The 10878-nt window shown below is 41.8% G+C and carries 13 protein-coding genes; 11 read left to right on the top strand and 2 right to left on the bottom strand.

The features are described 5' to 3' along the window. The first annotated feature begins 81 nt into the window (after positions 1-81). Complete coding sequence (locus AB1498_06665) at positions 82-495, top strand: hypothetical protein (GenBank protein MEW6087973.1); 414 nt, start codon at positions 82-84, stop codon at positions 493-495. 115 nt (positions 496-610) lie between these two features. Here AB1498_06665 and thiS read toward each other — a convergent pair whose 3' ends face one another. Both thiS and hydG read right to left on the bottom strand, forming a co-directional pair. Next, positions 611-820, bottom strand: a complete 210-nt coding sequence (thiS, locus tag AB1498_06660; GenBank protein ID MEW6087972.1) for a sulfur carrier protein ThiS — start codon at positions 818-820, stop codon at positions 611-613. A gap of 36 nt (positions 821-856) precedes the next feature. Continuing rightward, positions 857-2173 (bottom strand): [FeFe] hydrogenase H-cluster radical SAM maturase HydG, encoded by a 1317-nt coding sequence (hydG, locus tag AB1498_06655; GenBank protein MEW6087971.1) that lies wholly within the window; start codon positions 2171-2173, stop codon positions 857-859. A gap of 132 nt (positions 2174-2305) precedes the next feature. Here hydG and AB1498_06650 point away from each other — a divergent pair, with 132 nt between their 5' ends. The 10 genes from AB1498_06650 (at position 2306) to AB1498_06605 (ending at position 10722) form a co-directional block, all read left to right on the top strand. Then, positions 2306-3076, top strand: coding sequence for a transporter (locus AB1498_06650; GenBank protein MEW6087970.1), 771 nt, complete (start codon positions 2306-2308; stop codon positions 3074-3076). A gap of 81 nt (positions 3077-3157) precedes the next feature. Beyond that, positions 3158-3595: a transcriptional repressor gene (locus AB1498_06645; protein ID MEW6087969.1), complete on the top strand. Its 438-nt coding sequence runs from the start codon at positions 3158-3160 to the stop codon at positions 3593-3595. A 60-nt stretch (positions 3596-3655) separates the two neighbouring features. Continuing rightward, complete coding sequence (locus AB1498_06640) at positions 3656-4237, top strand: FeoB small GTPase domain-containing protein (GenBank protein MEW6087968.1); 582 nt, start codon at positions 3656-3658, stop codon at positions 4235-4237. Further along, entirely contained in the window at positions 4218-5666 is a 1449-nt protein-coding gene (locus tag AB1498_06635; GenBank protein MEW6087967.1) for a nucleoside recognition domain-containing protein, read from the top strand. The genes AB1498_06640 and AB1498_06635 overlap by 20 nt, the downstream gene beginning before the upstream one ends. Continuing rightward, positions 5663-5836, top strand: coding sequence for a hypothetical protein (locus AB1498_06630; GenBank protein MEW6087966.1), 174 nt, complete (start codon positions 5663-5665; stop codon positions 5834-5836). Before AB1498_06635 ends, AB1498_06630 begins: the two co-directional genes overlap by 4 nt. Beyond that, entirely contained in the window at positions 5837-6478 is a 642-nt protein-coding gene (locus tag AB1498_06625) for a metal-dependent transcriptional regulator (protein ID MEW6087965.1), read from the top strand. 9 nt (positions 6479-6487) lie between these two features. Then, on the top strand, positions 6488-7264 hold the full coding sequence (locus AB1498_06620) for a thermonuclease family protein (GenBank protein ID MEW6087964.1): 777 nt from the start codon (positions 6488-6490) through the stop codon (positions 7262-7264). Between the two features lie 87 nt (positions 7265-7351). Beyond that, positions 7352-8422 (top strand): hypothetical protein, encoded by a 1071-nt coding sequence (locus AB1498_06615; GenBank protein ID MEW6087963.1) that lies wholly within the window; start codon positions 7352-7354, stop codon positions 8420-8422. 139 nt (positions 8423-8561) lie between these two features. Continuing rightward, entirely contained in the window at positions 8562-9410 is an 849-nt protein-coding gene (locus tag AB1498_06610; GenBank protein MEW6087962.1) for a hypothetical protein, read from the top strand. Positions 9411-9459: 49 nt separating this feature from the next. Further along, positions 9460-10722 carry a hypothetical protein gene (locus tag AB1498_06605; GenBank protein ID MEW6087961.1) on the top strand — a complete coding sequence of 421 codons (1263 nt, stop codon included), beginning with the start codon at positions 9460-9462 and terminating at the stop codon, positions 10720-10722. The last annotated feature ends 156 nt before the right edge of the window (positions 10723-10878 follow it).

Here is a 10878-nt window from a genome sequence, read left to right as displayed (position 1 = left end):
GGCTGGGAATAAAGATCCCTAATCGTCCGGTTTTTATACAAAATGTAGTGCAGAATTTGAGGGGGTAAAACCCGCAACCCCTTGAAAAATAAGAAGCTTGATTTTAAAACTGCGGAACTTAGGTTAGAATTGGTATATAGCCGTGATGATGACACAGGGGATTTTGAAAAAGATATCAAGACATACGCCGTCCTTTCCTGCTCTGCCGATGGCCCAAACGGTTCCATTTATTGTCGGGAAGAAAACGTAAGAACAGAAGAATTTATTAATAAGAATAACGTCAGGGGCGTAAAAGTATATAGAAAAAAAATGGATATACGATATACAGAAACAGAAACGATAAATACAACCTATGATGATGTAGTTGTTGCCTATTCTATCAAGGTTCCAGGATATGTTGCAATAGCCTTTAGTGTCAGGGACTCGTCGGCAAAAAATATAGAGATGATGGTTAATCTCGCAAATACATTTAAATATTTAAAACTTTCACAATGAGATGTGGCCAATTTTTGGAGCAAGTTCTGCCATATAATAAGAAAAAGGAGCAAAAATTTTATTTGATGATGCAAATCATTTATAATTTATGGGCTTTCTATTTCATACCGGACCATTAATAACCGCCGCCCATCATTTTAACAATTTCTATTTTGTCCCCGTTTTGTAAAAGTGTTTGACCAAAATTTTCCCGTTTGACGATTTTCCCGTTAAGTTCAACCGCGACCATTGCGGGAGAAAGTTTATAATCTTCAAGCAGATGGCTTATGTATTTGCCTTCTTTAATTGTTTTTTCTTCGCCATTTAAAATTATTTTAATATCCATAAATATTTATTGTAGGGGCGAACCCATGTGTTCGCCCTAAAAAAACAAATCTCTTTCCCCGTTTTTTATCCTGTTAAATTTTTTCTGGAACTGGTTATATGACATTATAGGCAGGTATTTTTTATTATCATTAATGAATTTTTCAATTTTTTCTTTCAATTCAGGCACTGCATGGTCCAGGGCGTATTCTTCAAGTGTCAAAAGGGCGTTTGGAAGGCAAAATCCCTTTATCTCCCCGTGTTTTGTCTTATTTATAAAGTTTTCGCCGGTTCTCCCTGCGCGATAGCAGGCTGTGCATAAGCTCGGGACCAGTTTTTTTTCGATGATTGTTTGAATCATTTGTTCGAGACTGCGTTTGTCCGCGATAAAAAATTGGCCGTCTTCAGCGGTTAATGCCCCGCCTTTTTCCGCGTAGCCGCCGGGTTCAGTGTGTGAACCCGCGCTGATCTGGGAAGCGCCGCAGGATATAATTTCATCGCGAAGCGCCGGGGATTCACGTGTGGTTACGACAATGCCCGTATAAGGCACAGCCAGGCGGAGGACAGCTACAATTTTTTTGAAATCAAAATCAGAAACAGGGGACGGCGGTTTTTCAAGTAAAGCGCCGTGTGCCGGTCTTAAACGCGGGACAGAAATTGTATGGGGCCCGAACCCAAATTTATTTTCCAATTCACGGCTGTGCCTGACAAGTTCCATGACCTCGAATTTATAATCATAAAGTCCTAAAAGAGCGCCGATCCCAACATCTTTAAGCCCGGCGGAAACAGCCCGTTCCATTGCGAGCCTTCGCCAGCTATAATCCATTTTTTTTCCTCCAGGGTGCATTTTTTCATAGGTTTCGGGGTGGTATGTTTCCTGGAAAAGCTGGAATACGCCGATTCCTGAATTTTTCAGTTTTTTAAATTCTTCTTCGGAGAAAGGCGCGGCGTTTAAATGGACAATGCGAATCCCTGTATTTTTATAAATTGACTTGACGGCATCGATTAAATAATCCAGGGAACATTTTTCAGGATGTTCTGCGGAGACCAGGAGAACCCGTTTGAAGCCGGTCTTTTCAAGCGCGGCCGCCTGGAGTGTGATTTCATCCATGTTTAACGTTTTCCGTTTTATATCTTTGTTGTCCCGGCGGAAAGCGCAGTAAACGCAGTTATTAAGGCATTCATTGCTTAAATAGAGAGGGGTGAAAAGGACTATTCTTTTGCCGTAAATTGATTCCTTGACCTGCCCGGCGGCAAACAAGAGCCTTTTTAAAGATTCTTCATCTTCAATATCCAGGAGAAATTTTATCTCATCTTCATTAAGGATTTTTCCTGAAAGTGAATTATTAAGTATTTGCGATAATCCCAAAGTCATTGTTACATAAATATTATACTATTTATTTAAATCTGTCAAAATAAAAAACAGGTAAATTTTTTTAGCTTGACAAGCGGATGACATCCTATATAATGATAACGATAATCATTATCATTATTGAAGGAGGATTAAATGAAGAAAAAGATTTTAATGTATTGTGCGGGTTTGGGGTTATTTATTTTATTGCTTGCCCCCTGCACGGAAGCGGCACGGCCGTTGGCCACGGAGGATGCCGGTGTTGCCGGTGATAAAAATGTTCAAGCAGAAATCAGCCTGGATTATGCTTCAACTGACACATATAGAAATTATACGTTTCTTTTTGTGCCGGTTTACGGGATTGGTGAAAAGTTTGAAATATCGGCTGAGTTTCCTTATTTAATAGTTAAACCGGGAGGTGAAGAATCTCTGGAGGGGTTGTCTGATATAAATATAGTCCTTAAGACTTTACTTGTTCCTGAAACGGCGAAAAAGCCGGCGCTGCTTTTGAAGACTGTTGTAAAACTCAATAATGGCGGTGAGGAGGAAGGATTTGGAAGCGGGGATATTGATGCGGTTTTTACCGGGGTTTTTTCTAAAGATTTAAAGCCTTTTGTCGTACATGCGAATTTAGGCTATACCTTTACCGGGAAAAAAAGAGACGGCAGCCTGAAAAATTATATGCTTTACAGCATCGCGATGGAGTATTCGCTGAATAAAGTGATAAAATTCATGAGTGAAATATATGGCGAGAGTAATTCTCATTTTGATATCGGCGCGTTTAGGCATCATGTGATAAATCCATTGATTGGTTTGACATATCAGTTTAATGAAAAAACAGTTTTGGATATTTCGTTTAAATCCGGATTAGCCGGCTGGAAAAATGAGGAGTTTGGCTTCAGCATGGGTTTGTCTTTGACCTACTAGCGGCCGCAATAAAAAACGCTTGACAGGGGACGTTTTCGATGTATAATTGATAATGATTTTCAATATCGTGCGGGGGGGTAAATGAAAAATCATAAAAAAGAAGAAAAGATATTAGAGGAATACATTGCCTCAAAAAACTTAAGACCCACCGTCCAGAGGAAACAAATACTTAATGTGTTTTTAGCGACCGACAGGCATTTAACGGCCGATGAATTATACGCTGTTGTTAAAGAGAAATATTCAAATGTGGGTTTTGCTACGATTTACAGGACGTTAAAGCTCCTTTGCGAGTGTGGGCTCTGCAGGGAGCTGAAACTCGAGGACGGCACGAGCAGGTATGAACATTTATACGAACATAAGCATCATGACCACCTTGTATGTATAAAATGCGGAAGGCTTGTCGAGGTCGTTGAACCTGGGATCGAGCGTCTGCAGGAAAAGTTGTTTAAAAAACACGGTTTCGAGCCTGAGCGGCACCGTATGGAGTTATACGGCGTGTGCAAGGCGTGCAAGGGATAAATAAAACCATACTTGAGTTTGAAAATATCAAAGTCGAAAACCATAAATAAGGGCATTAAAATGAATTTTCTTAAAAAAATATTTAATCTGAACGGGAAAAACAATTCCTGCTGCGGCGCGCGCGAAAAAGGGGATGATCACGGTGGCAAAAAAATTGTGATCGTAGGTTCGCCGAATGTCGGGAAATCCCTGTTGTTTAACCGCCTTACAGGAAGCTATGTGACCGTTTCAAATTACCCGGGGACAACCGTGGAAGTATCCAGGGGGAAGACCGAGATAGGCGGCCGGACATTTGACGTTATCGATACACCGGGCACCTATTCCCTTTTTGTCATAACCGAAGAAGAAAGGGTGGCGAGAAACATCCTGCTTTCGGAAAAACCCGATGTTGTCCTCCATGTCGTGGATTCCAAAAATCTTGAAAGGATGCTGCCGTTTACACTGCAGTTAATCGAGGCGAGGCTTCCATTGATACTTGTTTTGAATATTATAGATGAAGCTGAAAAAATAGGAATGAAAATAGATTTTCAATATCTTGAAAAGGAATTGAAAATCCCGGTAACCGGAACAAATTCCACCTCAGGCCAGGGTATAGATATTTTGAAAGGAAGGATTGAAGAATATGCCAGAAAAATATGTTAGAGAAACGGATTCCCTGGAAACATCCGTAAATAAGATTGAATTATTGTTAAAAAAAGATTATGGAATATCAGGGAGGGCTGTTGCACTTTTACTGCTCCAGGAAGACAGTGAAATTATTCAGCTTGTTAAAAATAAAGAGCCGGAGAATTTTGAAAAGATCCGGGATGTGATAAATACAGCGAAATCTTATTATACTGATCCTCTTAGTTATATAATCAGTATCCGCAGGCAGGAGGAGGCGAACAGGATAATACAAAGAACAATAAATTTCGAGGAGATCACGTCCGTTTCTTTCAGGGAAAAATTAAGCAGGCTGATGATTAATCCTTTCACGGGCATTCCCGTGATGCTTTTGATACTTTATTATGGAATATATAAATTCGTCGGGGAATTCGGGGCCGGGACGGTGGTTGATTTTATAGAGACTGATATTTTTGAGAACAATATTAATCCATGGATTATAAAATTCGCGGATACCGCTGTTCCCTGGCATGTTATAAGGGACTTGTTTACCGGTGAATACGGAATAATCACTCTGGGGATAAGATATGCCGTGGCACTGATCCTGCCTATTGTCACCACGTTTTTTATCGCCTTTGCCATTATTGAAGATACCGGGTACCTGCCGAGACTGGCCTTGCTGATAGACAGGTTATTTAAAAAAATCGGGCTTACCGGCCGGGCGGTAATCCCGATAGTCCTTGGACTTGGGTGCGACACGATGGCGACAATGGTTACAAGGACCCTGCCCTCGAAAAGAGAAAGGATAATCGCGACTATCCTTCTTGCTTTGGCTGTTCCCTGTTCCGCGCAGCTTGGCGTAATACTTTCCCTGCTTGAAGGAAATCCAAGAGGTTTGTGGATATGGCTTTTAGTTTTGTGCCTGGTTTTTCTTTTGGTGGGGTTTTTATCTTCCAAAATTTTACAGGGTGAATCGCCTTCTTTTTACATGGAAATACCCCCCCTCAGGCTCCCGAAATTATCCAATGTCTTTATTAAAACCTACACGAGGGTTAAATGGTATTTCCTGGAGATATTTCCAATGTTCATTTTCGCGAGTTTTCTTATATGGGCGGGCAGGCTGGTTATGTTGTTCGATATACTTATAAAAATACTGGAATATCCCATACGTTTGATAGGCTTGCCGGATGAAGCCGCCGCGGCATTTTTATTCGGATTTTTCAGGAGGGATTACGGCGCCGCCGGGTTATATGATATTAAGAAAGCGGGGCACCTGACCGGTAATCAGCTTGTGGTGGCTTGTATCACATTGACTTTATTTTTGCCTTGTATCGCCCAGTTTTTGATGAATGTGAGAGAGCGCGGCTGGAAAACAGGCGTCGGTATATCTTTCTTCATTCTTTTATTTTCATTTTCTACCGGATTTATAGTGAATTTGATATTAAATGCAATGGGGATTAATTTATGAAAACAAAATGCGGTTTATGCGGGCATGAGTTTGACGAAACCCAGGCGGAGTCCGCCTGCAAAAATTGCCCGGTAATGAAAGGCTGTCCGTTGATAAAATGCCCCAGGTGCGGTTTTGAATGGCCGCCTGAACCTGAATGGATAAAAAAATTAAAAGAACGGAGGAAATGAATGAAACTAAATGACAGGGCCGAAGAAATACTTGAATCTTTATGGGTACATGATGAAAAAAAACCCGGGGAATTGATGGATTTGGGAGTGGCGAAGGACAACCCGGAAATAGAAGATTTAATTAAGTCCGGTTTTATTAAATTGGCCGCCAATAAACTGATTTTAACGGAAAGAGGCGCGAATGAAGGCCGGAAGATTGTCCGCAGGCACAGGCTCGCGGAACGTTTGTTTACCGATGTCCTGGACATCAAGAAGAAACTCGTTCATCCCGTGAGCTGCCAGTTCGAGCATTTATTGCAGGAAGGGATAGAGGATGATATTTGCGTTCTCCTGGGTCACCCGAAGACCTGCCCGCACGGCAAGCTTATCCCGCAGGGAGATTGCTGCAGGAAATCCAGGGAGGAAGTAAAAAAGATTATTTCCCCGCTTTCCGATCTGGAAGTCAATGGAAAAGGCAAAGTGGCGTATATATACACAAAAGACCATCCGACACTGCATAAACTTATGGCGATGGGGGTTCTGCCGGGCATGAATATAACTTTGATTCAAAAATTTCCTTCTTACGTTTTTAAAATAGGCCAGTCGCAGTTCGCGGTTGACAAAGAACTCGCGTCGGTGATTTATGTGAGGATAACAAAGTAAGGCAGAAGAATGCATATAAAAATATTTTTTGTTTATGCACTGGGTTTCGTTTTTTTATTATCTGCGTGCGAAAGGGAAAATTATTTAGTTAAAAATGCAGTTGACGGAGACACGATTGAATTGGAGGATGGAAGGATTGTCCGTTACATAGGACTTGATACTCCCGAGACAAGAATCAGGCGGGAAGACAGCACGTGGCTTTACCAACCGGAAGATTATGCTGAAAAGGCAAGGGAGTTTAACCGGAGGCTTGTCGAAGGGAAAATTGTAAGGCTTGAATATGATATGGTTCAGGTTGATAAATATAACAGGGTGCTGGCGTATGTATTTGCAGGGAATATTTTTGTAAACGCCGAATTGATTAAACAGGGATATGCCATGTTATATACAATTCCTCCCAATATAAAATATACTGAGCTTTTTATTAAACTTCAAAAAGAAGCAAGAGAGAATAAAAGGGGCTTATGGGAAGAAGTCAGTGATGAACCCGTTTTGCCCGAAGAGGCGCATAATTATTATGGCAGGGTGGTATATGTTCGGGGCAGGGTCCTGGATGTATATGAAGGAAAAAGTGTAATTATTTTAAATTTCGGGAAAGAAAAAAAAGATTTTAAAGCTGTTATTTTTAAAACAAATCTTCCGATATTCTATAAATACGGCGTTAATCCGGTAACGGATTATTTTAATAAAAAAATAAAAATATCCGGGAAAGTAAAAAAATATAAAAAATCGCCTGAAATTATCATCGAAAATCCGTCCCAGGTTGAGGTGGTCCCGTGTCAATAAATTTGCCGCTAACAAATTCCTTGACGTTTTTATTTATTAGGGATATATTTATAGCTATAAGGAATAATTTTATTAAAAGGAGAAAATATGGAAAAAATTGAAAGAGGAAAGAAATGGCAAAGATTGAGTCTGTTTTTCTCGCTTCTTATTCTTGTTTTATTGACTACGATGGGCGCGAAGTGTATTCCAGGGGGGGATGATGACAATAATGATAACACGACTTCGCCTCTGACGCTGGATGTTTATTTCAGTATGCAGACCCCGGGCAAGGAATTTGACGCAGGCGATTTAGATGAAGCCGACCCGAAATATTCGGCAAGCCATACGATGGGCGGGACCGAAGGTGACTGGCAGTGGTCAACAACCGATATGAGCAGCAACACGACTTTTGTCGCGAAAAAGGATAAAATACAGGATATAACGGAATTGGGCCTTGTAGTAAGCTGGGAACATCATTCGCTTACTTCGACCCTCGCAAGGAAAAGTTCAGGTATGAAAGCGCCTCTACCTGGTGCGCCGGATTTTGCAGAGGTGGAGGAAAAATGTGATAAGTGCCACAACCAGGAACCTCACGCGGCCCCTCCGCATGACCCTTATTTCTGCGGTTCAGCCTGCCATCACGGCGCGGGAGGCAATTTTACTTACGCTTATGACTCGCTTTATCTCGATTCGGTATCAGTAGGGACCACGGTAAACGACCAGGCAAAGGCAGCCTATACAGGCCCCGCGGATCTCTGGATAGACAGCTACAGGACAGAAAAATTATATCTTGGAAACCCTGAATATCCCGGCACGAGTTGGACGAAAAACAGAAGATTAAGTTTACAGTGGTATATAGCCCACCAGTTAAACTGGTGCGGATTTACCGCTGATTTCTGGGCAAAAGATGCAAACGGCAATGAAGTTCTTGTTGCCTCAGGCACTATCCCCGCGAACCAAAGGACAGGGACTGTTACGATTCCCGCGACTGCCGCAGGGCTTGCCGCTTTAAAATACGCTATTATGCAAAATAACGGATTAATACAATCAAAGACAAAAGTGTCTGTAAATCCGGCATCAGCGGTTGGCGCTTCAGGTGCAAGGAGGGCGCCTTATTCATATCCTTATTGTGTTCATTTCGGTGTAAAATTGGACATGAAAATAAAAAGCAGCACATAGGATAAATTTGGGGGCGGGTATATAAAACCCGCCCTTACAATTTGATTACCCCGATGTTTATCGGGGTTCAATTCGTAGACGGGCGTTGCCCTATAATCCTAATATAGGGGGATTAACTACTCATTGAAGGAGGAAAAATATGAATGTTATAAGTAAGTTTCGAAATGTACTGACGGTTTTAGTGGTCATTGTCTTGTGCTCTTCAGCCTGCAGTAAAAGAGAAGATAACGTGACTCAATCAACCCAGGAAGCGAACGCGGATACTTATTTAACACAGGCAACCGATATCTTAAAGAGCATCGGCGCCGAGATGTCTTTTACGAACATTGCCCAGTTGTCGGGAACAAGCGCGGGCAGTATGGAAAATTTATTCAGCCAGGGAAATACCGCCGGCGGTTTTGATTCCACAAAATTATCAAAATTATCCGAAGCCATCGGGTTGATGCAGACATCTTTGACACAGCTTGGCTCTCCCAAAAAACCTATGCTTGCACCGGGCCTCGCGTCAGATTCAACTTTAACCGATTCTGATAAATTAAGCAGGACTTATATACATTTATACCTGGCCTTCCTATATACCCTGGATGCCGCGATGAGACTGAGGTATTACGTGGGCGCGGATTTTATTAATTTTACTAACGGCCGTTATGAGCTGAATGTTTCATACTCAAATACGGATTTATTGAGCCAGCAAACCAGGGTCCAGGCGCTTCTTGACGCGTGGTTTATGCTTAACGGGCAAGTTGGGCATATCGGCACGGTTTACGCAAATTCAAATCTGCCGGCGGGCACGGGTAAATGCGCGTTTTATCATTTCGGCAAGGCAATTTATTACGGGATACTTCTTTTCACAAATTCACAGAATATCCAGGATGCTCTATATGCGCTTCATGATGAACGTGAAGGATCGGCAACTAAAGGCCAGGGAAAATTCGATTTGTTCTTCAGCGATATGTCCAGTAAAATGCAGAACCTGGGAATGCAATAATCGCAGGATATAACGTTTTGACGGCAAATAATTTACAGATGGAGGAAATATGTGTAAAGGAAAGAAGGTATTATTTTTTCTTTTGGTTCTTGGTATATCTGCTTTAAGTTCTGCCCTGGGAGCGGAGGATAATATCTTTTACCGCGGGCTGCGGCCCATGGGAATGGGCGGGGCTTTTATATCGGTCGCGGATGATGAAAATACAAGAAACTGGAACCCGGCCGGGATGATGTATTTACCGGGGATGAATCTGTCTTTTCAGATACAGGGCAGGGCTTCAGACGATGTAGTGTCTTCAGTAAGTGATATTAGCAATATGATAGACGCGTATGATGAAATTAATAACGATACCACGGATTTTTGGAGTAACCCCAAAACAAACGATTTTTATGAAAAATATATTAAGGGGTGGATGGATAAAAAGATTGTTTTCAACATAGACGGCGGGTTTGACCTGGTTTTGCCGAAGGCCAGGAAAAAAGTCATGACTTTTGGATTGGGTTTTTACGCTAAGACAAAAACTAATATATGGTTGAACCAGACAGGCCTTAGCGCGATGGGTTTCCCGTTTTCTTTGATTGATGACCAGATGCTTTACAATATAAATTTGGATTTTGTCCCGTCATTTTCAGGCGCGTATAAATTTTCAAGCGTAGTTCCTACATTTGTTTCCGGGGGTAAAAGAGATCTTTCAGTCGGTTTGACATTTAAATACATCATGAGATATAAGATATCAAATGAAAGCAGCCCCTATAACGTCAAGGAACTTATTGACGGCAAGCGCGCGGACGGGACCGTTATTGATTTGGCAAAAGACGCGAAAAACCTGGTGGATCATCCCGGCAGCGGAGTCGGATTTGATATAGGAGCCATCACGGAATTGACCGATTATATGAGAGTGGGTATGGTTTTGCAGGATGTCGGCACGAAAATTACTTATGATTCGGCCGCTATACCGGCGGATGATATCCCGATGAATGTCCGGATAGGTACAACTTTTTACCCGTTTAAATACCTGTATCCCGATTCACAGCGTAAAAATTTTGATGTTATAATTTCGGCTGACCTGGATAATTTAACCGGCGATGCCAGAGAAAATTCCGATTTGATGGACAAAGTGCACCTTGGCGCGGAAATGAAATTCAGCCTGTTTAAAAATTTCTTGTCCCTGGGCTTGAGAGGCGGTACCAACCAGGGATTCCCGACCTATGGCGTTACACTTCACGGCCTCTGGATATTGCAGCTTGATTATACGGCCTATGGCGATGAATTTGCCGATTATCATAACGCGGCATTTTCAATTATATTCTGAGAAGACGTAAAACGTGAAAAGTAAAAAGTAAAGGTTCTGTTGAAATCCTCAAATAGAAATAAATCAAGAGGCCGAGTTGGAGGCCTCGATGAATATTGTAAATTATACCGAGCAATAAAACTTCGTGAATTCGGAGTTTTATTAAGCGAGCTAAGA

It is taken from the genome of bacterium (genome assembly GCA_040754625.1).
GTDB lineage: Bacteria > JACRDZ01 > JAQUKH01 > JAQUKH01 > JAQUKH01 > JAQUKH01.
The sequence above is the reverse complement of the archived record's forward strand: the minus strand, read 5'-3'. Positions and strand labels throughout refer to the sequence as shown.

Coding starts and splice junctions, on each gene's coding strand:
- AB1498_06630 (MEW6087966.1), top strand. CDS start 5,663: ATGAAAACAAAATGCGGTTTATGCGGGCATGAGTTTGACGAAACCCAG.
- AB1498_06625 (MEW6087965.1), top strand. CDS start 5,837: ATGAAACTAAATGACAGGGCCGAAGAAATACTTGAATCTTTATGGGTA.
- AB1498_06640 (MEW6087968.1), top strand. CDS start 3,656: ATGAATTTTCTTAAAAAAATATTTAATCTGAACGGGAAAAACAATTCC.
- AB1498_06610 (MEW6087962.1), top strand. CDS start 8,562: ATGAATGTTATAAGTAAGTTTCGAAATGTACTGACGGTTTTAGTGGTC.
- AB1498_06620 (MEW6087964.1), top strand. CDS start 6,488: ATGCATATAAAAATATTTTTTGTTTATGCACTGGGTTTCGTTTTTTTA.
- AB1498_06645 (MEW6087969.1), top strand. CDS start 3,158: ATGAAAAATCATAAAAAAGAAGAAAAGATATTAGAGGAATACATTGCC.
- AB1498_06615 (MEW6087963.1), top strand. CDS start 7,352: ATGGAAAAAATTGAAAGAGGAAAGAAATGGCAAAGATTGAGTCTGTTT.
- AB1498_06605 (MEW6087961.1), top strand. CDS start 9,460: ATGTGTAAAGGAAAGAAGGTATTATTTTTTCTTTTGGTTCTTGGTATA.
- hydG (MEW6087971.1), bottom strand. CDS start 2,173: ATGACTTTGGGATTATCGCAAATACTTAATAATTCACTTTCAGGAAAA.
- thiS (MEW6087972.1), bottom strand. CDS start 820: ATGGATATTAAAATAATTTTAAATGGCGAAGAAAAAACAATTAAAGAA.
- AB1498_06635 (MEW6087967.1), top strand. CDS start 4,218: ATGCCAGAAAAATATGTTAGAGAAACGGATTCCCTGGAAACATCCGTA.
- AB1498_06650 (MEW6087970.1), top strand. CDS start 2,306: ATGAAGAAAAAGATTTTAATGTATTGTGCGGGTTTGGGGTTATTTATT.